The organism is Kineococcus terrestris, from assembly GCF_041020755.1.
Taxonomy (GTDB): Bacteria; Actinomycetota; Actinomycetes; order Actinomycetales; family Kineococcaceae; genus Kineococcus; species Kineococcus terrestris.
In genome coordinates this window covers 79,362-103,436 of sequence record NZ_JBEUEI010000014.1, presented here as the reverse complement: position 1 = coordinate 103,436, position 24,075 = coordinate 79,362, and the positions used below count along the sequence as shown (strand labels likewise).

Below are 24,075 nucleotides of genomic sequence, written 5' to 3'. Positions count from 1 at the left end.
TCAGTCCCGTCCTCGGTCTACTGCGTGTTGGCGAGCGTGATGCGCACGACGCTCGTGGTGGTCGCGGACTCCCGCGTCGTTCCCGCCCTGGCGCGCAGTCGCAGCTGCACGGCGTCGATGCCCGTGGTGTCGGCGACCGCGCCGCCGGTCGTGGGCAGCGACGAGGTGGACAGCCCCGTGGCGGCGTTGATGGTGTCCGCGCCGGCGAGGTACGTGAAGGTGGGCACCGCGTCGGCGGCCGCCAGGTCGTTGACGAGGACCTGGCAGGTGCGCGACGCGACGTTCGTCAGGGGGGTGGGCACGTTGAGCTTGCCGGTGCTGTCCCGCGTCAGCGGGCGGACCTGGTGGCACAGCTGCCGCTTCGTCCCCGAGGTCCGGGTCCAGAGCCACACCTCCTGGGGCGTGAACGTCTGGGTCGGCGAGGCGGTGGCGGGCAGGGAGCGCAGGTTGGCGTAGAAGCCGACGGTCTCCCCCGACGCCGCCAGGAAGGCCGGCATCGGGTTGCCGGACGCGTCCTGCCCGGGGCTGTAGGCGACCCGCAGCTCCTTGGCCATCAGGTCGAGAGCTCCCGTGACCTCGCTGGCCGCGGCCACGCGCTTGGAGGCGCCGTCGACGCCCCGGATCTGGGCGACGGACAGCGCGGTGACGAAGACCAGCAGCATCGTGCCGACGGCGGCGCTCACGACGGTCTCGGCGAGGGTGAGGCCCTCGTCGCCGCGGCGCGCGAGGCGGTCGCGCAGGGCGCGCATCACGAGGCGGCCACCGTGGCCGCCAGGACGTCCGTCACAGCTGTGGAGGTGATGGTGACGACCGTCTGCCCGACCACCGTTCCGGTGGGTCCGCCACGGCGCGCCGTGAGGGTCCACGTCCCGTAGGGCAGGGCGAACCGGCGCACCGCCGTCGCGGACGGCGTGATGCTCTGGGACAGGACGACCTCCTGTCCGGTGCACGTGCTGTTGGTCGCGTGCACGGCCGACACCGTCAGCGGCGCGGGGTTGAGGCTGGTCACCCTGAACGCCGTCGCACCGAGGTTCAGCGCCGTCTCGGGAACGGGGGTGGTGGTCCGCGGCTGGACGGCGGTGCCCGTGACCAGCGGGTCGGTGCACAGGCCCGCGTAGACGTTGTAGTTCTTGGGGTACAACCGGGAGACGAGCCCGGTGGCGTCGACGCAGGGGACGGACCCCGCGTCCTGGCCGGGATCGCAGCCCCGCCGCTGCTGGGCCGCCCCGAGACCGTCCACGGGCGCGAGGTGGAAGCCGAGCACGCCCTCGGGCAGCGGGTAGGCGCTGGACGGGGCGTTGGCGAACAGGCGCGCCGAGCTGTGCGGCGAGTACACCCCCGGCGTCACCACCGTGATCTTGCCCAGCTCGACGACCGCCGACTGCTGGAGCTGCTGCACGTTGTAGGGGGACACGTACCCGTCCTGGTCGACGCGCACGCCGTAGGAGCCGGCGTCCAGCTCGGAGAAGACGACGCAGCCGTTGCCGTCCGACGTCGTCGTGCGCAGGGCGCCACCCGCGCTGTTGGTCAGGGTCGCGGTGATGCCGCGCAGGCCCTTGTTCGCCGCGTCCTTGAGCTGCCAGGCGACGGCGCCCTTGGTGCCCCCGCTCTCCCCCATCGGGATCGGGCGCAGCGTGTCGGTGCGCACCGGCTCGACCCGCATGCCCGGCCAGGTGACCGAGACGGTGACGACCTTGGCGTTCAGGGCGGTTCCGCTGGCGGCGTTGCAGCTGTTGCCGCTCGTGTCCGGGACGGTGACGACCCGGGTGTCGACCGTGTAGGCCGTGCCGTCGACGGTGGTGGTGCTCGTGCGGGAGGCGACCGCCGTCCACGGCCGGCCGACCTGGAACTCCTTCTCGCTGTCGGCGAGGTTCACCGCGACCTCCCGCCGGGTGCCTTGGCCCGTGGTGTCCATGGTCTTGACCAGCAGGCCGGCGATGGCGGCGGAGAGCACGGCGAAGACCAGCATGGAGACGACGACCTCGAGGAGGGAGAAACCCTCGTCGCGGGGCGCCCGGTCCTGCGGCATGGCGAGCTCCTGGGTGGTCGGCCGGTGAGTGGGTGAGACGCCGCGAGGTGGGTGGTCGGGGACCACCCACCTCACGTCAGCGAAGGGATCAGGCGCAGGTCGTCACGCTGGACGGCTGCTGGCCACCCTGGTCGCTCTTGTAGACCCAGGTCTGCGAAGCCTTGCCAGCAGCGGCCGAGCCCGCGATGCAGTAGGAGTTCGCACCCACGACGTAGGTGTAGGTGTTGCCGGCGGTCACCTTGATGGTGTCGCTGCCGATGGTCAGCGTCGGCGAGGTGCCCGACGGGGTCGGGTAGGTGCCGCTGTCGGTGTAGGAGGTCTCCATCGCGGTGGCGATCGTCTTCAGGTCCGACTTGATGGACGAGTCGACGGCCTTCTTGCGCTGGTTGAGGAACACCGGGATGGCGATGGCGGCCAGGATGCCGATGATGATCATGACGACCAGGAGCTCGATCAGGGTGAAGCCCTGGTCCTTCTCCTCGATGGACTTGCGGATGCGAGCGAGCATTCGATGCTCCCCTTCTGAGATCCGGAGCCGCTCGCGGGTCGCGCACCGTCGGTCGGTGTGGCGGCTCTTGACACCTAGTGCTTCGGCCCGGGTGCCGGGGAGCTTGAGACCCTGCGTGGTGGATCACCCGTCAGGCGCAACGCCGGGCGGCGGAGGGACGGTGGGACGGTGGGGCGCCTCAGTAGGTGGCCGGCGCGGGGCAGGTGCTGACGCCCACGGGCTGCAGGCCGCCGCGGCTGGAGACGTGCACGCGGGGCCGGCTGGCGCGGTCGCTGGTGATCCGCACGCAGAACGCCTGCCCGGTGCTGTTGAGCTCCACGCCGGCGACGGCACCGGGGGTGAGGGCGATGCTGTCGATGATGGTCGGCGTCGCCGTGGCGGAGACCGCCAGGTACGTCTCGTGGTCCGTGTAGTACGTCTCCTCCGACAGCGCGATGGTCCGCAGGTCCGACTGCAGGCCGGCGTCGTGGGCCTTGGTGCGCTGGTTGAGGAACACCGGGACAGCGATCGCCGCGAGGATCCCGATGATGATCATGACGACGAGCAGCTCGACGAGGGTGAAACCCGCGTCGCCCCCCGGTCCCGGCCGCCGGCGCATCAGTTGATGAGGTCGAAGACGCCGAAGATGGGCATGTACATCGCGACGATCATCGCGCCGATGATGCCGCCCAGGAAGGCGATCATCAGCGGCTCGATGAGGCTCGTCAGCGCCTCCGTCGTCGCCTCGACCTCCTGGTCGTAGAAGTCGGAGATCTTGTGCAGCATGGCGTCCAGGGCGCCGGTGTCCTCGCCGACGCTCATCATCTGCACGACCATCGGCGGGAACACCTTGTGCTCGGCCAGCGGCGCGGCCAGCGCCTTGCCGGAGCGCACGCTCTCCATCACGTCCTGCGAGGCACGCTCGATGACGACGTTGCCCGAGGCGTTGCCGACGATGTCCAGGCTCTGCAGGATCGGCACGCCCGAGTGCAGCATGGTGCCGAGGTTGCGGGTGAAGCGGCTGAGGGCGATCTTCTGCGCGAGGAGCCCGAAGATCGGGATCCTCAGCTTGAGCGGGTCGACGACGTTGCGGACCTTCCGCTTGTCCTTGACCTTGCGCCACACGACCGGCAGGACGATGCCCAGGACGACGATGACCGGTGCGGCGTACCGCAGGCCGTGCGACAGCACCACGAGGATCTTCGTCGGCAGCGGCAGCTCACCGCCCATCGAGGCGAACATCCCCGCGAAGATCGGCACGATGAACAGCAGCATGCCGGTGACGGCCAGGATCGCGATGACGAACACCACGACCGGGTAGGTCATGGCCGACTTCACCTTGGCGCGCAGCTTCACCTCCGACTCGAAGTTCTCCGCGAGCTGCAGCAGCACCTGGTCGAGGAAACCGCCGACCTCACCGGCCCGCACCATGTTGATCATCAGGGGCGGGAAGACGGCGGGGTGCCGGCCGAGCGCGGTGGACAGCGACGTGCCGGACTCCACCTCGGCGCGGACCTCGCCGAGCACGGCGGCGAGCTTCTTGCTCTCGGTCTGCTCCGCGAGGATCCCCAGCGCCTTGAGCAGGGTCAGCCCGGAGGAGACCATCGTGGCGAACTGGCGCGACATGAGCGCCAGGTCCTTCAGGCCCACCCGGTTGGACCCGGGCAGGTTGATCTCCATCTGCATGCCCTTGCCGGCCCTGGAGGCCTCGACGGACACGGGCGCGAGGCCCTGCCCGACGAGGCGGGCGACGACGGCCTGCTGGTCGTTCGCCTCCAGGGTACCCTTGACGAGCTTGCCGGCGCGGTCGCGGGCGGTGTACTCGAACGTCGCGGGCCCGCTGCGCGCCGCCTTGCCGGCCGGCTTGGCGGGGGCCTTGGTCGGGGTGGCCATGGCTGGTCCTCTCAGCGCCCGGTCAGGCGGCGGAACTCGTCGGCGGAGTGGCACTTCTCCAGGCCGTGCTCGAACGTGATCTGGCGGGTGCGCACGAGGTCGGCGAGGTGCTGGTCGAGGGTGTGCATGCCGTGCTGGGCGCCGGCCTGCATCGCGGAGGCGATCTGGTGGGTCTTGCCCTCGCGGATGAGGTTGCGGATCGCCGGGGTGGCGACCATCACCTCGGTGGCGACGACGCGGCCGCGGCCGTCGGCGCGCTTGCACAGCGTCTGGCACACGACGCCCTGGATGGCCCCGGCCAGCTGCACGCGGATCTGCTGCTGCTGGTGCGGGGGGAACACGTCGATGACGCGGTCGATGGTCTGCGCGGCGTCCTGCGTGTGCAGGGTCCCGAAGACGAGGTGGCCGGTCTCGGCGGCGGTCAGGGCGACGGAGATGGTCTCCAGGTCGCGCATCTCGCCGACGAGGATGATGTCGGGGTCCTGGCGCAGGACGCTCTTGAGCGCGTTGGCGAAGCTCTTGGTGTCCTCCCCCACCTCGCGCTGGTTGATGAGGCAGCCCTTGTGGCGGTGCAGGAACTCGATCGGGTCCTCCACCGTCATGATGTGGTCCTTGCGGGTCCGGTTGGCCAGGTCGACGATCGAGGCGAGCGTCGTGGACTTGCCGGAGCCGGTGGGGCCGGTGACGAGGACGAAACCGCGCTGCATCGAGGCGAACGAGCCGACGACGGGCGGGACGCCCAGGTCCTCCAGCGGCTTGATCTCGAAGGGGATGCGGCGGAACGCGGCGCCGACGGACTCGCGCTGGCGGTACACGTTGACGCGGAAGCGCGAGTGCCCGGGCACCTGGTAGGCGAAGTCCAGTTCGAGGTTGGCCTCGAACTGCTCGCGCTGCTTCTGGGTGAGGACGGCGTACACCATCTGCTGCAGGTCGTTCGCGGCGAGCTTGCCGAACCCCTCCAGCGGGCTCAGCTCACCGGACAGGCGCACGGTGGGCGCGGCGCCCGACGTCAGGTGGATGTCGGAGGCGCCGGCGGCCAGGGCGGCCACGAGGACGTCGTTGACCTTCGGCGGGGCGGTCTCCACCTCGCCGCCGCTGGTGACCAGGGGCGCGGGGTCGGCGACGGGGGCCAGCGGGGCGGGCGCGAGCGCGTACGTGTCCGCGGGACCGGCCTGCACGGGCACGGCGGGCGCGGGCGCGACCTGCGGGACGGCGGGAGCGGCGGCGGGGGTCGCGGGCGGGTTGAGGCGGGCGAGGATCTCGCTGACCTCGCGCCGGCGCGGGACGCCGTCCTCGTCCGGACGCACGTTGACCGGCACGTACGGCTCCACCGACGGACGGTGCTGCCCCGGGTCGTTCATCTCGCTCCCCTCCGCGCGCCTGGCCACGGCGCAGCAGCGCTGCCGGTCAGCGCTCGCAGGAGAGGTGTCGGCCCGTCGGGGCCCGGTCTTGAGGGGTACGACGCGCCCGGGCGCTCAGGCGCGGGCGCGGGCCTCCAGCGCCGCGGTCCCCGCGGCGCGCATGGCCTCCACCGGCCCCGGGCGCCCCGTCATGAGCTCCACCTGCGCCACCGCCTGGTGCAGCAGCATCTCGAAGCCGCCGACGACGGTGCCGCCCCAGCGGCCGGCCAGCGGGGTCGGCCACGGCGCGTAGACGACGTCCAGCAGCAGCGGCCACCACAGCGGCCGGAACGCCCCCAGCAGGGCGTCGGCGGTGTCCCCGGACCCGCCGACGGGCACGGTGGAGACGACGACGTCCCCGGTCAGCGCCACCGGCAGCTCGTCCCAGCCCCTGATCTCGACCTCCCCGCCCAGGCGGGCGGCGACGCCGCGCAGCTCGGCGGCGCGCGCGGGGCTGCGCACGACGGCCACGGGGCGGCGGCAGCCGGCCTGCAGCAGGGCGACCAGCGCGGAGCGGGCGGTGGCGCCGCCGCCGAGGACGACACCGCGCTCGACGCGCTCGGCACCCGCCTCCGCGAGCGCCGTCACCAGGCCGATGACGTCGGTGTTCTCCGCGCGCAGGCGCACCCCGCGCCGGCCGGGCACGCCGCGCCGGTCCACGCGCGGCTGCACGACGACGGTGTTGACGGCGCCCACGGCGCGGGCGAAGTCGCTGACCTCGTCGACCAGCGGCACCACGGCCTGCTTCAGCGGCATCGTCAGCGACAGGCCGGCCCACGAGGCGTCCAGGGCGCCGACGACGGCGGGCAGGCGCTCCTCGTCGACCTCCAGCAGGTCGTACTCCCAGTCGTCCAGGCCCAGGGCGCGGTAGGCGGCGCGGTGCAGCGCGGGCGAGAGGGAGTGCTGGATGGGGAACCCGCACACGGCGGCCCTCACGGCCGCGCCCCGCCCGCCGGCTCCGCCGTCGCCCCGCTCACCCCTGTCACTCCGGGTTCTCCCGCAGCCAGGCGCGGAAGAGCTCCACGTTGGCGAAGTGCTCCTGCTCGGTGGCCGCGAAGCGCGTCTCGCCGGTGTCGAGGTCCACCGTGACGAAGAACAGCCAGGGGCCGGGCTCCGGGTCCAGCGCGGCGCGCAGCGCGTCGGCGCCGGGGTTGCTGATTGGTCCGGCGGGCAGGCCCGGGTAGCGGTAGGTGTTGTACGGGGAGTCGATCGCGCGCTGCTCGGCCGTGGTGGTCGTCGTCGCCCAGTCGCGGTTGGCGTAGGCGACGGTGGAGTCCATCTGCAGCGGCATGCCGTCGGCGAGCCGGTTGGCGATGACGCGGGCGGCGCGGGACATGTCCTGCGGCGTCCGCACCTCGCGCTCGACGATGCTGGCGGTGGTGACGACCTCGCGCTCGCGCTCGGCGGGCACGCCCAGCTCGGCCAGCACGCGGACGGTCTGGCCCACCATCTGCCGCAGCAGCTCGGCGGCCGTCTCGTCCGGGTTCACCTCGTAGGTGGCGGGGAACAGGTAGCCCTCGACGCTCCCCTGCGCCGAGGCGGGCAGGCCGAGGGCGGCCGGGTCGGCCAGCGCGGCGTCCAGCTGGGCGCGGTCGATGGGCGTCTCGGAGCTGACGAGGTCCAGGACCTGCGCCGCGGTGCGCCCCTCGGGCACCGTCAGGCGGGTGGTGACGCGGGAGGCGGGGTCGAGCAGCAGCGCGACGGCGGAGGCCGCGGACATGCCCTCGCGCAGCCGGTAGGTGCCCGGCTGGATGGTCGCCATGTCCGGCTGGGCGGAGGCGGCGGACACGAAGGCGGTGGTGGTCTTGACGACACCGGCCTCCTCCAGGGTGCGGCCGATGGCGCGGCCGCTGTCGCCGGCCATCACCCGCACGTCCACCTCGCCGGTGCCCTCGCCCTCGAAGTCGTCGCTCTCCAGGAAGCCGCTGACGACGGGCTCCAGGGTGCTCCAGGCGGCGGCGGTCCCGCCGCCGAGGACGGCCAGGGACAGGACCACGGCCACGGCGGTGCGCCGGCGGCGCACCCGGCGGCGGCGCCGGCCGGCGGCGTCGGGCTGCTGCGAGCCCGGCAGGTCCGTCAGGTCCATCACGAGTCCTCGCCCTCCCTGGCGTCCGTGCCGGTGCTCGAGCTGCTGGTGGTGCCGGTCGCGGGCGCGGTGCCTGCGCCGCCGCCCCCGCCGCCGCCCCGGTGGCGCGGCTTGCGCGGCGGGCGGGTCCGCTCCCCCACGACCCGCCCGGGCGGGCGGCCGCTGGTGCGCTCGACGTCCAGCGCGGCCTGCAGGAGCACCACGGCCGCCACCTGGTCGACGACGGCGCGGAAGTCGCGCTCGCGCCGCCCGGCCGCGTGCAGCGCCCGGTGGGCGTCGACGGTGCTCAGCCGCTCGTCGACCAGCCGCACGGGTACCGGCGCCACGGCGGCCGCGACCCGCCCGGCGTAGGCCAGCGCCCGCTGGGCCGCGGGGCCCTCGCCGCCGTCCAGGGACAGCGGCAGCCCGACGACGACCTCCACGGCCCCGCGCTCGCGGGCCTCGGCGGCCACCTCGGCCACGTCGCTGCCGCGGCGCTCGTCGCGGGCCAGCGTCCGCACCGGTGAGGCGATCACCCCCGCAGGGTCGCACGCCGCGAGGCCGACGCGGACCGATCCCACGTCGACGGCGAGTCGAACTCCGCTGCGCACTCGTGCGGTGCCTCTCCGTCGACGTGGGTGCGGGTCAGGTACCGGTCAGGGGATCGCCGGGCCGCTCAGGAGCCCGTGACGCGCTGGCCGACGGCGTGCTCGATGCCCGCGAGGGCGTCGGCGACGCGCGCCGGGTCCTGCCCGCCGCCCTGGGCGAGGTCGTCCTTGCCGCCGCCCCCGCCGCCGAGGACCTGCGCGGCGCCGCGCACCAGCTCACCGGCCTTGACGCCCCAGCGGCGCGCCTCCTCGTTGGTGGCCACGACGACCACGGGGCGGTCCTTGGCGACGCCGGCGACGGCGACCACGACGGGCCGCTCGTTGCCCAGGCGCCCGCGCACGTCCAGCACGAGGGTGCGCAGGTCCTCGGCGGAGGCCGGGCCGGCGTCGTGGGCGACGACGCTGACGCCGAAGGTGTCGCGGGCGGCGGCCGCCACCTGCGGCGCCGCGGCCAGCACCTGCCCCGCCCGCAGCCGGGCGATCTCCTTCTCCGCGTCGCGCAGCCGGGCGATCAGCCCGCCGACGCGCTCGGGCAGCTCCTCCGGGCGCGCCTTGACGACGTCGGTGAGCTGGCTGACCAGCAGGTGCTCGCGCGAGAGGAACGCGTAGGCGTCGGTGCCGACGAGGGCCTCGATGCGCCGCGCGCCCGAGCCGATCGAGCCCTCGGAGACGATCGAGACGAGCCCCACCTGCTGGGAGGTCAGGGTGTGCGTGCCGCCGCACAGCTCCTTGGACCAGTCCCCGCCGATGGAGACCACCCGCACGCGGTCGCCGTACTTCTCCCCGAACAGCGCCATCGCCCCCGAGCGCAGCGCGGTCTCGCGGTCGGTGACCGTGGCGCTGACCTCCAGGTCGTCGGCCACGCGCTCGTTGACGACGCCCTCGATGTCGCGCACGAGGTCGGCGCCCACCTGCGCGGTGGAGGAGTAGTCGAAGCGCAGCCGCCCGGGGGCGTTCTCCGAGCCGGCCTGGGTCGCGGTGTCGCCCAGGTGCTCGCGCACGACCTGGTGCACGAGGTGGGTGGCGGTGTGCGCGCGGCTGACCGCGCGGCGGCGCACCGCGTCCACCTGCGCGTGGGCGCGGTCGCCGACGACGACCTCGCCGGCCTCCACCGTGCCCCGGTGCACGTACAGCCCGCGCACGGGCTGCTGCACGTCGTCCACGCGCACGCGCGCCCCCGAGGCGGTGGTGATGGTGCCGTGGTCGGCCAGCTGGCCACCGCCCTCGGCGTAGAAGGGGGTGCGGTCCAGGACGACCTCGACGTCGGTGCCCGCCGGCGCGCTGGGCGCGCTGACCCCGCCCCGCAGCAGGACGAGGACGTCCGCGTCGCCCTCGGCGCGCTCGTAGCCGGTGAAGACGACCGGGCCGCCGGACAGCCCCTCCAGCGTCGTGCGGTAGCTGGACAGGTCCACCCCGCCGGTCTTCTTTGCGCGCGCGTCGGCCTTGGCGCGGTCGACCTGCTCGGCCATGAGGCGGCGGAAGCCCCGCTCGTCGACGTCCACCCCGGCCTCGGCGGCCATCTCCAGGGTGAGGTCGATGGGGAAGCCGTAGGTGTCGTGCAGCGCGAACGCCCGCTCGCCGCTCAGGGTCGTCGACCCGGCGCCGCGCGCCTGCGCGACGGCCGTCTCGAAGATGGACGTGCCGGCGACCAGGGTGCGCCGGAACGCCTCCTCCTCGGCGTCGGCGACCGCGGCGATGCGCGCGAAGTCGCGGCGCAGCTCCGGGTAGGAGGCGCTCATCACCTCCATCGAGGCGGGCAGCAGGTGCGGCATCGCCGGCTCCTCCACGCCCAGCAGCCGCACGGCGCGCACCGCGCGGCGGATGAGGCGGCGCAGGACGTAGCCGGGGCCCTCGTTGCCGGGGACGACGCCGTCGCCGATGAGCATGAGCGCGCTGCGCACGTGGTCGGCGACGACCCGCAGGCGCACGTCGTCCTCGTGGTCGGCGCCGTAGCGCTTGCCGGACAGCTGCGCGGCCCGGTCCAGGACGGGGCGCACCTCGTCGATCTCGTACATGTTGTCGACGCCCTGCAGCAGGAACGCGACGCGCTCCAGGCCCATGCCGGTGTCGATGTTCTTGGCGGGCAGCTCGCCGGCGACGTCGAAGTCCGTCTTCGAGCGCACCGCCGACAGCTGGTACTGCATGAAGACGAGGTTCCAGATCTCCAGGTAGCGGTCCTCGTCCGCCTCCGGGCCGCCGTCGGCGCCGAACTGCGCACCGCGGTCGTAGTAGATCTCCGAGCAGGGCCCGCCGGGGCCGGGCTGGCCGGTGTTCCAGTAGTTGTCGGCCTTGCCGCGGCGCTGGATGCGCTCGGCGGGCATGCCGATCTCGCGCCACAGCGCGTACGCCTCGTCGTCGTCGTGGTAGACGGTCGCCCACAGGCGCTGCGGGTCGAAGCCGTAGCCGCCGCGCTCCTGCGGGGTGGTCAGCAGCTCCCAGGCGAAGGCGATGGCCTCGCGCTTGAAGTAGTCGCCGAAGGAGAAGTTGCCGTTCATCTGGAAGAACGTGCCGTGGCGGGTGGTCTTGCCGACCTCCTCGATGTCGAGGGTCCGCAGGCACTTCTGCACGCTGGTGGCGCGCCGGTACGGCGCGGGCACCTGGGCGGTCAGGTACGGGATGAACGGCACCATGCCGGCGACGGTGAACATCAGGCTCGGGTCGCTGGAGACCAGCGAGGCGCTGGGGACCACCGCGTGCCCCTGGCGCTCGAAGAAGTCGAGCCACCGGCGACGGATCTCTGCCGTCTGCATCGGACGTGCCTCCTGCGTCTGCTGGCTGTGCGTGCGGGGTGCTGCGGGCGACCCGCCGGGTCGGCCCTCGACACTACCCGCCGCTCAGCACCCGGCGCTCAGCCGCCGTGGACGCCCCGCACCCGGGCGGCGACCTCCTCGAAGCGCCCGCGGTCCAGGGCCGCCCCCTCCCGGCGCACGTCGGCGGCCGCCACGCGCAGCAGCCGGTCCACGCGCACCTCGCTGGGGCGCCCGCGCCGGTCCCAGGCCCCGCTGCCCACGTCCACCCACTGCCGCCCGTGGCGGGTGTCGCCGGCGGCCGCGGCGGGCTCGTCGTGGTCGCGGCTGCTCATCGCCAGCACGAGCAGGTCGTCGCCGTCCCCGTCGCCGTCGCGGCCGACGACGAGGACGGGGCGGTCCTTGCCGCGCCCGTCGCCCTCCTCGAACGGCACCCACGCCCAGACGACCTCGCCGGGGTCGGGGCGGCCGTCGGCGCGGGGGGCGTACTCCACGCGCAGCGGGCCGCGGTGCTCGACCGCGCCGCGCGGCGGGCCGGGCGCCGCGGACGGACGGGGCGCGGGAGCCGGGGCGGGCGCGGGGTCGCGGCGCTCCAGCTCGCGCAGCGCGGCCCGGCCCCCCGCGCGCACGAGCGGGGACAGGAGGCGGGCGACGCGGGCGGCGAGTCCGGGCACGGCGCGACGCTAGCGCTCAGCGGCCGCGGACGACGCGGCGCAGCCGGGCCACCCGCTCGCGCAGCCGCTCCTCGAACCCGCGGTCGGTGGGGACGTAGTAGTCGCGCCCGACCAGCTCGTCCGGCGGGTACTGCTGCGCGGCCACCCCCGCCGGCACGTCGTGCGGGTAGACGTAGCCGCGCCCGTGCCCCAGGCGCGAGGCGCCCGCGTAGTGCGCGTCGCGCAGGTGCGCCGGGACCGCGCCGCCGCGGCCCGCGCGCACGTCCGCCACGGCCGCGTTGATGCCGTTGTACGCGGCGTTCGACTTCGGCGCCGTGGCGTTGTGCACGACCGCCTGCGCGAGGACGATCCGCGCCTCCGGCATCCCGATCTGCGCCACCGCGTGCATCGCGGCGACCGCGGTCTGCAGCGCCGACGGGTCGGCCATCCCGACGTCCTCGGAGGCGGCGATGACGACGCGGCGGGCGATGAAGCGCGGGTCCTCCCCCGCCTCCAGCATCCGCGCCAGGTAGTGCAGCGCCGCGTCCACGTCCGAACCGCGCATCGACTTGATGAGGGCGCTGGCCACGTCGTAGTGCTGGTCGCCGGCCCGGTCGTAGCGCACCGCCGCGCGGTCCAGCGCGCGCTCGGCGTGGGCCAGCGCGACGACGGGCCGCGCGGGGAGCGCGTCACCGTCCTGCGCCGCCGCGGTGGTCCCGCCGTCGGGGGCGTCCTCCTCGTCGGGGGTGTCGAAGGCGGCCCCCGCGGCGGCCTCCAGCGCGGTCAGCGCGCGCCGGGCGTCCCCGTCGGCCACCCGCACCAGGTGCTCCAGGGCCTCCTCGGTGACCTCGACCTCGCCGGCCAGCCCGCGCGGGTCGGCGACCGCGGCCAGCAGCAGGCCGCGCACGTCGGCGGCCTCCAGGGGCCGCAGCGTCAGCAGCAGCGAGCGCGACAGCAGCGGGGTGACGACGGAGAAGTTCGGGTTCTCCGTCGTGGCGGCCACGAGCACCACCCAGCGGTTCTCCACCCCCGGCAGCAGGGCGTCCTGCTGCGCCTTGGTGAAGCGGTGGATCTCGTCGAGGAACAGCACGGTCTGGCGCCGGTGCAGGTCGCGGGCCTCGCGGGCCTCGTCCACGACGCGGCGCACGTCCTTGACGCCGGCGGTGACGGCGGACAGCTCGGCGAAGCGCCGGCCGCCGGAGCGGGCCAGCACGTGCGCCAGGGTCGTCTTGCCGGTGCCCGGCGGCCCCCACAGGACCACCGAGGCCGGGCCGGCGCGCCCCAGGTCGCCGTCGGAGGCCAGGCGCCGCAGCGGGGAGCCGGGGCGCAGCAGGTGCTGCTGGCCGACGACCTCGTCGAGGGTGCGCGGGCGCATCCGCACCGCCAGCGGCGCCCCGGCCAGCACCGCCGGGACGCGCGCTCCCGCACCGGCGGTCGTGCCCGGGTCGTCGGCCTCGTCGTCGGGGGTGAACAGGTCGGCCACGGCGCCGACGGTACCCAGCTCCCCCGGCGCGGCCGTCCCGCTGGGCCGTCCGGAGGACCCGCGCGCAGACGCACAGGTCGCGCACAGCCGTTTCCCCGCGGACAGGCGGCTCACAGCGCGACCATGGCCCGATGACCGCTCCCACCACCGGCCGTCGCGCGGAGCTCACCCGGCCCGACGGCACCCCGCTGCGCGTCCTCGTGGTCGACGACGAGGCGACGCTGTCCGAGCTGCTGAGCATGACCCTGCGCTACGAGGGCTGGCAGGTGCGGACCGCGGGCAACGGCCTGGACGCGGTGCGCGCCGCGCGCGACTTCCGCCCCGACGCGGTCGTGCTGGACATCATGCTGCCCGACATCGACGGCCTGGAGGTGCTGCGGCGCCTGCGCGCCGACGCCAGCGAAGTCCCGGTCCTGTTCCTGACCGCCAAGGACGCGGTCGAGGACCGCGTCGCCGGCCTGACCGCCGGCGGGGACGACTACGTCACCAAGCCGTTCAGCCTGGAGGAGGTCGTCGCGCGGCTGCGCAGCCTGCTGCGCCGCTCGGGCCTGACGGCCGCGGGCCGCGAGCCGCTGCTGGCGGTGGGCGACCTGCTGCTGGACGAGGACAGCCACGAGGTCACCCGCGCCGGCACCGAGGTGCGGCTGACGGCCACCGAGTTCGAGCTGCTGCGCTACCTCATGCGCAACCCGCGCCGGGTGCTGTCCAAGGCGCAGATCCTGGACCGGGTGTGGAACTACGACTTCGGCGGGCAGGCGAACATCGTCGAGCTGTACATCTCCTACCTGCGCCGCAAGATCGACGCCGGCCGCCCACCGATGATCCACACCGTGCGGGGCGCCGGGTACGTCCTCAAGCCCGCCGCCGGCAGCTGACGCGCGGCTGAGCGGCGTCCGGCACGACGACGGCGCCCCGCCCGGGAGTTCCCGGACGGGGCGCCGCGGTCCGCGCGGGGCGGACGGTCTCAGGTCCGCGGGGTCAGCGCGCCTGGCGCAGCCACGGGTTGTCCTTCACCCACGTGCGCAGCAGCGCGGCCGTCCGCGGGCGGCCGGAGTAGTCGCTGCCGCCGCGCTGGACGAAGAAGTCGCCGCCGGCGTTCGGGTCCGGCGAGGTGCCCTGCAGGTTGTGCCACGCGGCGCCCAGGGCCTTGCCGGCCGGGTCGCCGGTGCCGTCGTAGCGGTTGGCCTTGATGAAGTCGAGGACCTTGCCCAGGAAGAAGGCGTTGTCGCCGAACTGGACGCCGTACTCGGGCAGGTACCACGGCACGCCCTGCGACTGCGCGAAGGAGTCCCACGCGGCGATGCCGACCGGCCCGCCGTTCTGCGTGCGGTTCACCTCCGCGGCCCACTTGGCCTCGTCGTTGGCCTTGGAGAAGTCGTAGTAGTCCACGCCGATCGCGTCGACGTACTTGGCGCCCGGGAACGACTTGCGCACGTCGAGCGTGGTGGAGGAGTCGCGGTTGGGCGACCACACCAGCTTGAACCGCTTGTCGGTGCCGAACACGCCCTCGAACTTCGGGTGGACGACGTTCTGCCAGTACTTCACGAAGTTCGCCTGGTCCGTGGCGTTGCGGACCGACCAGTTGTACCAGCTGCCGTTGAACTCGTGGAACGGGCGGATGTAGACGGTGCCCTGGCGGCTGCCCCACTTGGTCTTGATCTCGCGGAACGTGTTCTCCAGCGCGCTGTCGACGCCCGGGCTGCCCCAGTTGGCGATCTTGTGCTGGGTGGCGATGTCCAGGTCGTAGTCGCCCAGGCGCGAGACGCTGTTCGCGCCGTACTCGCTGCTGGCGGTGTCGATGCCCCACACCTTGCCGTTGTCGGCCCAGGTGGCGTACAGGCCGTGCTTGGTGCCGGTCCAGCGGTTGAAGTCGCCGTTCGCGGCGCCGGTGACGGACGCGCCGATCGTGGTGGCCTTGAAGTCGCCGGTGGTCGCGGCCGGCTGCGACGGCGTGGCCGTCGGCGAGGGGGCCGGAGCGGTCGGGGACGTGGTGGGCGTGCCGGTGGAGGTGGAGGCGGTCGTGACGGCCACGGTGCGGGTGACCTGCTTGCCGCCCAGGACGCCCGCCACGGTCACGTTGTACCGCGTGCCGGGCTTGAGGTTCGTCAGGGTCTGCGGGGACTTCACGCCGGGGGCGGAGGTCCAGGCGCCGCTGCCGCCGGCGTCCACGCCGTCGCGGCCGTAGGTGGCCTGCGTCAGGGTCGTGTCCCAGGAGACCGTCACGGAGCTGGTGCCGGCGGCCTTGGCGGTGACGGCCAGGGCCGGCGCGGTGGCCGTGGGCGTGGGGGTCGCCGTGGGCGTCGCGGTGGGGGTGGCGGTCGGGGTGGGGCCGGACTTGCGGGCCGTGACGAGGGCGCCGTCGTCCTTCACGGTCACGGTGAAGACGGACCCGTTGGCCGACGTCAGCGTCGCGCCGCGCCCCAGGTCGAAGATGCCGGCGGCGACGTTCGCGGTCGCGGGGGCCATCGAGAACGCGAGGGCGGCGGTCACGACGCTCGCGCCCAGCGCGGCCGGCCAGCGGCGGACGGGGCGGGCCTCGGCGCGGGCCTGGCGGCGGGTGGTGCGGGAGGGGCGGTGCTCGGCGGGGCGCTGGTCGTCCACGAGTGTTTCCTCTCGGCGTGCAAGTGGGGGGAACGTTGCTGAGAGGGGTTTCGGGGCCGCCCCGGCCCGCCTTGACCCCGCCCCCACCACATCACGCTCGGTGAGGAGCGCCCCGCACCACCGTCCGGCCACCCCGCCGGCGCCGCCGGGCGCGCACGCCCCGAGCAGGTCGCGCCTCCCCGGTCTCGTCGACCAGGCTGTTGCAGCGCAACGGTTCTGCGCTGGACCGGACCCGGCGGGGAATCCTCGGCGCGGGAGCCTGGAGCACGCCCGGGAGTTCCTCGCGATCAGGGCCCGCGGCGTTACGCGGCACGCGCCAGCACCACCCGATCGGACCAGCCCGTCCCCGGAAGGCCCAGCGGTGTGACGGGCGGTGACGTGAGCCGCCTCACCCCTCCGGCGCGGGACGCGTCAGCGCCCGGTCCGCTCCCCGGTCCGCCGCGGCGCGGGCACCGGCCACCAGCGCGACCGCCAGCAGCCAGCCGCCCAGCACGTCCGTGGGCCAGTGCGCGCCCAGCCAGACGCGGTCGGCGCCCACCAGGAGCGCGAACACCGCGCCCGCCGCCCAGCGCAGCGCCGCGGTGCGCCGCGACGGCGCGGGCGGCAGCAGGAGCAGCAGGAGCACCACCGTCGCCGAGCCGACGGCGTGCCCGGAGGGGAACGCCCCGCCGCCCGCGGTGGTCAGGCCGGCCTCCAGCGCGGGGCGCTCGCGGCCCACCAGCGCCTTCAGCAGCGGGCTGGCCAGCGAGGCCAGCACCCCCGCGCCCAGCGCCCACCGGGCCCGGTGGGCCCGCCCCGCCCGGACGGCCGCGACGAGCGCCACCAGCCCGGCCAGGTACACCCAGCCCGGCTGCGTGAGCGCCTCCACGACCTGCGCGGCGCGCGTCAGGCCCCCGGCGCCCTCGGCCGCGCGCACGGCGGCCCGGGAGACGGGCCCGTCCAGCCCCGCCGTCGCGCCGCGCAGCACCGCCGACGTCAGCAGCGCCAGGGCGAGCGCCGCCGCCCCCGCGGCGGCGGCGGCGCGGGCGGGAGCCCTCAGGCGCCCGTCCGCTCGCCCGCGCGCTGCCCGGACGTCGACCCGGCCTTCTGCTCGGGCTTCTGCTCGGGCTTCGCGTCCACCCCGGCCTCCTTGCGCTGCTGCGCCGTGATGGGCGCCGGCGCGGAGGTCAGCGGGTCGAAACCGCCGCCGGACTTGGGGAACGCGATGACCTCGCGGATGGAGTCCGCACCGGCCAGCAGGGCGACGATGCGGTCCCAGCCGAACGCGATGCCGCCGTGCGGCGGGGCGCCGTAGGAGAACGCGTCGAGCAGGAACCCGAACTTCTCGCGGGCGGACGCCGCGTCGATCCCCATGACGGAGAACACGCGCTCCTGCACGTCGCGGCGGTGGATGCGGATCGAGCCGCCGCCGATCTCGTTGCCGTTGCAGACGATGTCGTAGGCGTTCGTCAGCGCCGACCCCGGGTCGGTGTCGAACGTCGCCAGGTGCTCGGGCTTGGGGGCGGTGAACGCGTGGTGCACGGCGTTCCAGCCGCCCGTGCCGATCGCGACGTCGTCGTCCTCGGCGGTCGGCTTGAACATGGGCGCGTCGACGACCCACGTGAACGCCCAGGCGGCCTCGTCGACGAGGCCGCAGCGGCGGGCGACCTCCCCGCGCGCGGCGCCCAGCAGGGCGCGGGAGGGGTTGACGGCGCCGGCGGCGAAGAACACGCAGTCGCCCGGGGCGGCGCCCACGTGCGCGGCGATCCCGGCGCGCTCGGCCTCCGACAGGTTCTTGGCGACGGGGCCGGACAGCTCGCCGTCCTCGCCCACGAGGACGTAGGCCAGCCCGCGCGCGCCGCGCTGCTTCGCCCAGTCCTGCCAGGCGTCCAGCGCCTTGCGCGGCTGCGAGGCGCCGCCGGGCATGACGACGGCGCCCACGTACGGGGCCTGGAACACGCGGAAGGAGGTGCCGGAGAAGAACTCCGTGCAGTCGGTCAGCTCGACGCCGAAGCGCAGGTCGGGCTTGTCGCTGCCGTAGCGGGCCATCGCCTCGGCGTAGGTGAGGCGGGGCAGCGGCAGGGTGAGCTCGACGCCGACCAGCCGCCACAGCGCCGCCAGGACCTCCTCGGCCAGGGCGATGACGTCGTCCTGCTCGACGAAGCTCATCTCGACGTCGAGCTGGGTGAACTCCGGCTGCCGGTCGGCGCGGAAGTCCTCGTCGCGGTAGCAGCGGGCGATCTGGTAGTACCGCTCGAGGCCGGCGACCATCAGCAGCTGCTTGAACAGCTGCGGGCTCTGCGGCAGCGCGTACCAGGACCCGGGCGCCAGGCGCGCGGGCACGAGGAAGTCGCGGGCGCCCTCGGGGGTGGAGCGCGTCAGGGTCGGGGTCTCGACCTCGGTGAACGCGTGCGCGTCCAGGACCTCGCGGGCCGCCCTGTTGACGGCGCTGCGCAGGCGCAGCGCGGCCGCGGGGCCGCTGCGGCGCAGGTCGAGGTAGCGGTGCTTGAGGCGCACCTCCTCGCCGACGTCGATGCGGTCGTCGACCTGGAAGGGCAGCGGCGCGGCCTCGGACAGGACCTCCAGCGCCTCGGTGTCCACCTCGACGGCGCCCGTGGGCAGGTTCGGGTTCTCGTTGCCCTCCGGGCGCACCCGCACCCGGCCCGTGACGCGCACGCAGTACTCGTTGCGCAGCTCGTGCGCCCCGCCGGCGTCGAGGACCTCGTCGCGCGCGACGACCTGCACCACGCCCGAGGCGTCGCGCAGGTCGAGGAAGGCCACCCCGCCGTGGTCGCGACGGCGCGCCACCCAGCCGGTGAGGGTGACGGTCTGGCCGGCGTGGCCGGCGCGCAGCGTGCCGGCCTCGTGGGTGCGGAGCACGGGGGTCCCTCCTGGTCGTCCGGCGCGTCTCTCGCGCCCGGACGATCCTACGGACCGTCACCGCGGGCCGTCGCCGCGGACGAGGCCGCGGACCTGGCCGGCGGGACCCGCGTCAGCGGGCGGGTACCGCCCCGGCCTCGGCGCCGGCGAGGTCGCCCACGAGGCGGGCGGCCACCCGGTCCAGCAGCACGAGGTTGACCGCCGGGTCGGTGACGACCGCGAGCAGGTGGGTGGAGTCCACCGCGTGCACGACCAGGCAGCCGTCCGCGCCGCGCACCGTGGTGGTCCGGAAGTCCCCCAGCCCGCTGGAGGCCGCCGCGCGCTGGGCGATGCCCAGGACGGTGGCGGTGATCGCGGCCGTCGCCTCGTGGTCGTGCTCGGGGCCGTCGTCGGCGAACGCGAGGCCGTCGGTGCGGGCGATGACGACCCGGCGGACGCCGTCGATCTCGCGCCGCAGCGTGGCCGAGACCCGGAGGGCGTGCTGCTTGACGATCATGCGGGTGCTCCGTCGGTGGCGGGCTGGGCGGGGGCGGTGGTGCGGGTGGCCAGGACGTGGACGCCGTCCAGCAGGACCTGCAGGACGGCCGTGCACTGCGCCGGATCGCGGGGGTCGCAGGCCACGAGGGCCTGCGGGGAGGTGCCCAGCAGCTGCGCCAGGGCGGTGCGCGTGGCCGCGGGCCGCTCCCAGCGGCTGACGGCGACCAGGCGGGGGACGGCCGGCGCCAGGCGGGCGAAGGCGCCGACGATGCCGGCGGCCTCGGCGACGCTGGCCGAGCGGCTGGCGTCGACGAGGACGAGGTAGCCGTCCATGCCGCGGGCCAGCAGCTCCCACGTGAAGCGGAAGCGCTCCTGGCCCGGGGTGCCGAACAGCGAGACGCGGCGGGCCGGCCAGGCGGCGCCCGGCGGCGGCGCGACCTCCACGCTCGCGTGGTCCAGCGCCACCGTGGTGGACGTCTTCAGGGCGGCGGTCTCGTCGCTGACGCCGGTCTCGGTGGTCACCAGGCCACCGGGCGACAGCGAGCGGGCGAACGTCGTCTTCCCGGCTCCGAACGGGCCGGTGACGACGACCTTGACGGGGCTGCTCACGCGCTGCCTCCTGGGGGCCGCGCGGGCGCGGCGGGTGGGACGGGTGGACGGGGCCGCCGCGCGCGGTGCCCCGGTGCCTGGACCTGCCGAGCCGTGCCGGAGGACCCCGGCGGGCGGCTCAGATGGCCAGGTCGCGCTCGAGGATGGTGAGCTGGCGACGGGCCATGGCCAGGTTCGAGGAGTCCTTCTTCAGGACCAGGTACAGGAACAGGCCCTGGCCGGACTGGCTCTGGATGAGGCGGATCAGGTGGATCTGCGTACCCAGGGTGATGAGGATGTCCTCGATCTGCTCCTGGATGCCCAGGCGCTGCATCGTGCGCAGCTTGGCGCGCACGACGTCGGTGTTGCCCGCGGCGGCGACGTCGAGGTCGACGTTGCCGCCACCGGCCTGGCCCAGGGACATGCCGCTCTCGTAGTCCACGAGGGCGACGGCGGTCGCGCCGTCGATCTCGAGGGCGGCCTTGAGGGTGGCGTCGACGTTGGCCATGGAGCGTGGTCCTTCCGGAGGAGGGTCTGGACCGCGGGTGCCGCCGTCCATCACTGACCCCCAGTGCTTCGGTCGCGCCGCGTCGGACCTGAAGCGGCGCCCGCGCGGCGTTCGGGTGAACCGTCGCGCACGGTCACCTCGCCCGCGCTCGCCGTGCGCCCGATCTCGGGCGTGGTTACGGTCGCGGAGCCGTCGACACCCGCGCGGCCGCCGGTCCGCTGCCCGGCGCCCACCAGCCCGGACCGGAGGCCACCGTGCAGCCCGCGCCGAACCCGACCGCGCCTCCCGGGGCGACCGCCGGCCCGGACGCCACCGGCGACGCGGCCCACGTGGCGGCGGCGCTGGCCGCGGCCGTGGACCGCTCCGACCTGCCGCTGCCCGGTGCCGGGCGCACCCTGGAGCGCTGGCAGGAGCTGGCCCGGCTGGGCGCGCGCGACCTGACGCTCGCGCGGGTCGTGGAGGCCCACACCGACGCCCTCGCGGTGCTGGCCGAGGCCGGTGCGGGCGACCTGGTCCCGCCCGGCTCCACGTGGGGCGTCTTCGCCGCCGAGGCCGCCGGCACCCGGCTGGACGCCCGCCCCGACGGCCCCGGCTGGCGGCTGAGCGGGCGCAAGCCGTGGTGCTCCCTGGCCGGCGCTCTCTCGCACGCCCTCGTCACCGCCCGCACCCCCACCGGCCGGCGCCTGTTCGCGGTGTCCCTGCGCGGCGCCGACGTGCGCGTCGTGCCGGGTGCCTGGCACGCGCGCGGCCTGCGGGCCGTGGCCAGCGGCCCGGTCGACTTCGACGACGTGGCGGCCACGCCCGTCGGCGAGGACGGCTGGTACCTGCACCGGCCCGGTTTCGCGCACGGCGGCGCCGGTGTGGCGGCCTGCTGGTACGGCGGGGCGAGCGCCGTGGCCGCGGCCCTCACCCGGTCGCTGACCGCCCCGGGCGCCCGCGAGCCGGACCAGCTCGCCCGCTGGCACGCCGGGGAGAACGACCTGGACCTGTGGCGCTCGCGGCTGGCGCTGGAGCACGCCGCCGCCGAGGTCGACGCGGGCCGCGCGGCCGGGACGGCGGGTGCCCGGCTGGCGCTGCGCACGCGCTCGGTGGTGGCCGCGGCCGCCGAGGCCGTGCTGGCGCGCACCGGGCACGCGCTGGGCCCGGCGCCGCTGGCCCTGGACGCCGAGCACGCCGCCCGCGTCGCGGACCTGACCGTGTACCTGCGCCAGCACCACGCCGAGCGGGACGTGGCCGCGCTCGGGGGCGACCTGGCGGAGGACCTAGCGGAGGACCTGGCGGAGGACCTGGCGGAGGACCCGGCGCAGGACCCGGTGGGCGGCGGGGCGGGGTGGCCGCGGTGACCGGGGGCGTCCCGGAGCCCGGCGGCGCGGAGCCCGGCGTCCCGGGGTTCACGGCCTCCGGTCCCGGCACGAGCGCGGCGCGGTGGTCGGCGTGGCCGTGGCTGCACGAGCTGCCCGCGGTGGACCTGGCCGGCCTGGAGCACCTCGTCGTGGTCGCCGCGCACCCCGACGACGAGACCCTCGGGGCGGGCGGGCTGATCGCCACGGCCGCCGACGCCGGTGCCCGCGTCGACGTCGTCGTCGCCACCGACGGCGACGCCTCCCACCCCTGCTCCCCCACCCACCCGCCGGCCCGGCTGGCGCAGCTGCGCGCCGAGGAGGTCCGGCGCGCCGTGGCCGTGCTGGCCCCCGCCGCCCGCGTGCACCACCTCGGCCTGCCCGACGGCGCCCTGGCCGGGCACGTCGACGCGGTGGCCGCCGCCGTCACCGGCCTGCTCGCCCCCGCCGGCGGTGCCCCGGACGCCCCTGGTGCCCCGGACGCCCCCGACGCCGCCGCAGCGCTCGTCGTGGGCGTGTGGACCGGCGACGGCCACCCCGACCACGCCGCGGCCGGTGAGGGCGCCGCGCGCGCCGCCGCGGCCGCCGGCGCGCGCCTGCTGCACCACCCGGTGTGGGCGTGGCACTGGGCCGAGCCCGGCGACGCCCGCCTGCCCTGGGCCCGCGCCCTGCGCCTGCCGCTGCCCGCGCAGGTGCTGGAGCGCAAGCGCTCCGCGCTGGCCGAGCACGTCAGCCAGGTCGCGCCGCTGTCCGACCGGCCCGGCGACGAGGTGCTGCTGCCCGCCCGGCTGCTGGAGCACTTCACCCGGCCCGCGGAGCTGTTCTTCGCCCCGGAGGCCCCCGGGGCCCCCGAGGCGTCCGGGACCCTGGGCGCGGCGTGGTTCGACGACTTCTACGCCCACCACGACGAGGACCCGTGGGGCGTGCAGGACCGCTGGTACGAGCAGCGCAAGCGGGCCCTGCTGCTGGCCTGCCTGCCGCGGCAGCGGTTCCGCCGCGCGCTGGAGGTCGGCTGCAGCACCGGGGTGCTGACGGCCGAGCTGGCCGCGCGCAGCGACCGGCTGCTGGCCTGCGACGCCTCGGCCACGGTCGTCGAGCGCGCCCGGGCGCGCCTGGCCGCGGACCCGCCGCTGCTGCCCGGCGGGGAGCCGGTGCCCGTGGAGGTCGTGACCGCCACCGTGCCCGGGCAGTGGCCCGCGAGCGCCCCCGGGACGGCCGCGCCGGGGACGGAGGAGCGCTGGGACCTCGTCGTCCTCTCGGAGGTCGCCTACTACTGCGACCACGCCGACGTGCGCCGGCTGGTGGCGCTGGCCGCCGGCGCGCTGGCCCACGACGGGGTGCTCGTGGCCTGCCACTGGCGGCACCGCTCGGTCGACCAGCCCGTCACCGGCGACGAGGTGCACCGGGTGCTGCGGGCCGAGCCGGGCCTGGAGGTCCTCGTCTCGCACGTCGAGGAGGACTTCCTCCTCGACGTGCTCGTGCCCGTGCCGGCCGTCTCCGTCGCCCGGGCCGGCGGGCTCGTCCCGTGAGGCCTCCCGCCCCGCCGGTGGCGCGGGTCCTCGTCGTCGTGCCCGCGCGCGACGAGGAGCGGCGCCTGCCGCGGTGCCTGGCCGCGCTGGAGCGCGCGGTCGCACTGGCCGGGACGCCCGCGGACGTCGTCGTGGTCGCCGACAGCTGCCGCGACCGCACGGCCGCGGTGGCCGCCGCGGCCGGTGCCCGCGTCGTGCAGGTGGCGGCCGGCAGCGCCGGGGCGGCGCGGGCGGCGGGCGTGCGCGCCGCCCTGGCCGGCCCCACCGCCCCGCCCGCACCCGGCACCCATCCCGGCACCGACCCCGGCACCGACCCCGCCACCGACCCCGCCGCCGTCTGGATCGCCTGCACCGACGCCGACAGCCGCGTGCCCCCCGGGTGGCTGCGCCACCAGCTGCTGCTGGCCGCCGCCGGCGCCGACCTCGTGCGCGGCACGGTGCGGCTGGCCCGCCCGCCCGCGCGCTGGCTGGCCGCCTACCGCGCCGGTGTCGGCGAGGACGGCCACCCGCACGTGCACGGGGCCAACCTGGGGGTGCGCGCCGACCGCTACCTGGCGGCCGGCGGGTTCCCCGACCTGCCCGTGGGCGAGGACGTCGCCCTCGTGGAGGCCGTGGCCGCCGCGGGCGGGCGGGTCGTGGCGACGACGGGCGAGCCCGTCCTCACCAGCGGCCGGCGCAGCGGCCGCGCGCCCGACGGGTTGTCCGGGGACCTGCGCCGCCTCGCCGCGCTGGCGCACCCGCGCGGGCCCCGGCCCGCGGGCGCGACGACCGGCGCGCCCGGCTGACGAGCCCGCGCGGCGGGGCCGCC

Annotated in this window: 22 protein-coding genes; 4 read left to right on the top strand and 18 right to left on the bottom strand. The window is 75.8% G+C overall.

Translation table 11 applies throughout. From position 1 onward, the window contains the following. Positions 1–17: 17 nt before the first annotated feature. From AB8M62_RS10650 to AB8M62_RS10595, 12 genes are all read right to left on the bottom strand, one after another. A complete protein-coding gene (locus AB8M62_RS10650; protein WP_369052264.1) occupies positions 18–749 on the bottom strand; it encodes a hypothetical protein in 732 nt (243 codons plus the stop codon). Continuing rightward, complete coding sequence (locus AB8M62_RS10645; RefSeq protein ID WP_369069511.1) at positions 749–2,029, bottom strand: carboxypeptidase regulatory-like domain-containing protein; 1,281 nt, start codon at positions 2,027–2,029, stop codon at positions 749–751. The genes AB8M62_RS10650 and AB8M62_RS10645 overlap by 1 nt, the downstream gene beginning before the upstream one ends. Positions 2,030–2,117: 88 nt before the next feature. Next, positions 2,118–2,537 (bottom strand): type II secretion system protein, encoded by a 420-nt coding sequence (locus AB8M62_RS10640; protein WP_369069510.1) that lies wholly within the window; start codon positions 2,535–2,537, stop codon positions 2,118–2,120. A 178-nt stretch (positions 2,538–2,715) separates the two neighbouring features. After that, positions 2,716–3,135, bottom strand: coding sequence for a type IV pilin protein (locus tag AB8M62_RS10635; RefSeq protein WP_369069509.1), 420 nt, complete (start codon positions 3,133–3,135; stop codon positions 2,716–2,718). Then, positions 3,135–4,409, bottom strand: a complete 1,275-nt coding sequence (locus AB8M62_RS10630) for a type II secretion system F family protein (RefSeq protein ID WP_369052268.1) — start codon at positions 4,407–4,409, stop codon at positions 3,135–3,137. The genes AB8M62_RS10635 and AB8M62_RS10630 overlap by 1 nt, the downstream gene beginning before the upstream one ends. 11 nt (positions 4,410–4,420) lie before the next feature. Beyond that, positions 4,421–5,770, bottom strand: coding sequence for a type IV pilus twitching motility protein PilT (locus tag AB8M62_RS10625; RefSeq protein WP_369052269.1), 1,350 nt, complete (start codon positions 5,768–5,770; stop codon positions 4,421–4,423). 114 nt (positions 5,771–5,884) lie between these two features. Further along, a complete protein-coding gene (locus AB8M62_RS10620) occupies positions 5,885–6,745 on the bottom strand; it encodes a shikimate dehydrogenase (RefSeq protein ID WP_369052270.1) in 861 nt (286 codons plus the stop codon). Positions 6,746–6,791: 46 nt separating this feature from the next. Further along, positions 6,792–7,895: an endolytic transglycosylase MltG gene (gene mltG / locus AB8M62_RS10615; RefSeq protein WP_369052271.1), complete on the bottom strand. Its 1,104-nt coding sequence runs from the start codon at positions 7,893–7,895 to the stop codon at positions 6,792–6,794. After that, entirely contained in the window at positions 7,895–8,485 is a 591-nt protein-coding gene (gene ruvX / locus AB8M62_RS10610) for a Holliday junction resolvase RuvX (protein ID WP_369052272.1), read from the bottom strand. Before ruvX ends, mltG begins: the two co-directional genes overlap by 1 nt. A gap of 65 nt (positions 8,486–8,550) precedes the next feature. Beyond that, complete coding sequence (gene alaS, locus AB8M62_RS10605) at positions 8,551–11,232, bottom strand: alanine--tRNA ligase (protein WP_369069508.1); 2,682 nt, start codon at positions 11,230–11,232, stop codon at positions 8,551–8,553. Positions 11,233–11,330: 98 nt separating this feature from the next. After that, positions 11,331–11,903, bottom strand: coding sequence for a type II toxin-antitoxin system PemK/MazF family toxin (locus AB8M62_RS10600; RefSeq protein ID WP_369069507.1), 573 nt, complete (start codon positions 11,901–11,903; stop codon positions 11,331–11,333). A 16-nt stretch (positions 11,904–11,919) separates the two neighbouring features. After that, entirely contained in the window at positions 11,920–13,365 is a 1,446-nt protein-coding gene (locus AB8M62_RS10595; protein WP_369069506.1) for a replication-associated recombination protein A, read from the bottom strand. 131 nt (positions 13,366–13,496) lie between these two features. Between AB8M62_RS10595 and AB8M62_RS10590 the strand changes: the two genes are divergently transcribed. Further along, positions 13,497–14,240 (top strand): response regulator transcription factor, encoded by a 744-nt coding sequence (locus tag AB8M62_RS10590; RefSeq protein WP_369052275.1) that lies wholly within the window; start codon positions 13,497–13,499, stop codon positions 14,238–14,240. Between the two features lie 103 nt (positions 14,241–14,343). Here the strand turns inward: AB8M62_RS10590 and AB8M62_RS10585 are convergent, their stop codons facing one another. The 6 genes from AB8M62_RS10585 to AB8M62_RS10560 form a co-directional block, all read right to left on the bottom strand. Then, positions 14,344–15,966, bottom strand: a complete 1,623-nt coding sequence (locus tag AB8M62_RS10585) for a glycosyl hydrolase (protein WP_369069505.1) — start codon at positions 15,964–15,966, stop codon at positions 14,344–14,346. A gap of 388 nt (positions 15,967–16,354) precedes the next feature. Then, complete coding sequence (locus AB8M62_RS10580) at positions 16,355–16,933, bottom strand: phosphatase PAP2 family protein (RefSeq protein WP_369069504.1); 579 nt, start codon at positions 16,931–16,933, stop codon at positions 16,355–16,357. Positions 16,934–17,001: 68 nt separating this feature from the next. Beyond that, positions 17,002–18,825, bottom strand: a complete 1,824-nt coding sequence (gene aspS / locus AB8M62_RS10575) for an aspartate--tRNA ligase (RefSeq protein WP_369052278.1) — start codon at positions 18,823–18,825, stop codon at positions 17,002–17,004. Positions 18,826–18,937: 112 nt separating this feature from the next. Then, the gene (locus AB8M62_RS10570; RefSeq protein ID WP_369052279.1) at positions 18,938–19,321 is read right to left on the bottom strand and encodes a roadblock/LC7 domain-containing protein; all 384 of its coding nucleotides are present in this window, start codon (positions 19,319–19,321) and stop codon (positions 18,938–18,940) included. Beyond that, positions 19,318–19,911, bottom strand: coding sequence for a GTP-binding protein (locus tag AB8M62_RS10565; RefSeq protein ID WP_369069503.1), 594 nt, complete (start codon positions 19,909–19,911; stop codon positions 19,318–19,320). Before AB8M62_RS10565 ends, AB8M62_RS10570 begins: the two co-directional genes overlap by 4 nt. A gap of 118 nt (positions 19,912–20,029) precedes the next feature. After that, positions 20,030–20,398, bottom strand: coding sequence for a hypothetical protein (locus tag AB8M62_RS10560; RefSeq protein WP_369052281.1), 369 nt, complete (start codon positions 20,396–20,398; stop codon positions 20,030–20,032). A 254-nt stretch (positions 20,399–20,652) separates the two neighbouring features. Here AB8M62_RS10560 and AB8M62_RS10555 point away from each other — a divergent pair, with 254 nt between their 5' ends. The 3 genes from AB8M62_RS10555 to AB8M62_RS10545 are packed head-to-tail and all read left to right on the top strand — an operon-like array spanning position 20,653 to position 24,052. Continuing rightward, positions 20,653–21,741: an acyl-CoA dehydrogenase family protein gene (locus AB8M62_RS10555; RefSeq protein WP_369069502.1), complete on the top strand. Its 1,089-nt coding sequence runs from the start codon at positions 20,653–20,655 to the stop codon at positions 21,739–21,741. Next, the gene (locus AB8M62_RS10550; protein ID WP_369069501.1) at positions 21,738–23,267 is read left to right on the top strand and encodes a PIG-L family deacetylase; all 1,530 of its coding nucleotides are present in this window, start codon (positions 21,738–21,740) and stop codon (positions 23,265–23,267) included. Before AB8M62_RS10555 ends, AB8M62_RS10550 begins: the two co-directional genes overlap by 4 nt. Beyond that, positions 23,264–24,052, top strand: coding sequence for a glycosyltransferase family 2 protein (locus AB8M62_RS10545; protein ID WP_369069500.1), 789 nt, complete (start codon positions 23,264–23,266; stop codon positions 24,050–24,052). The genes AB8M62_RS10550 and AB8M62_RS10545 overlap by 4 nt, the downstream gene beginning before the upstream one ends. Positions 24,053–24,075: the final 23 nt, after the last annotated feature.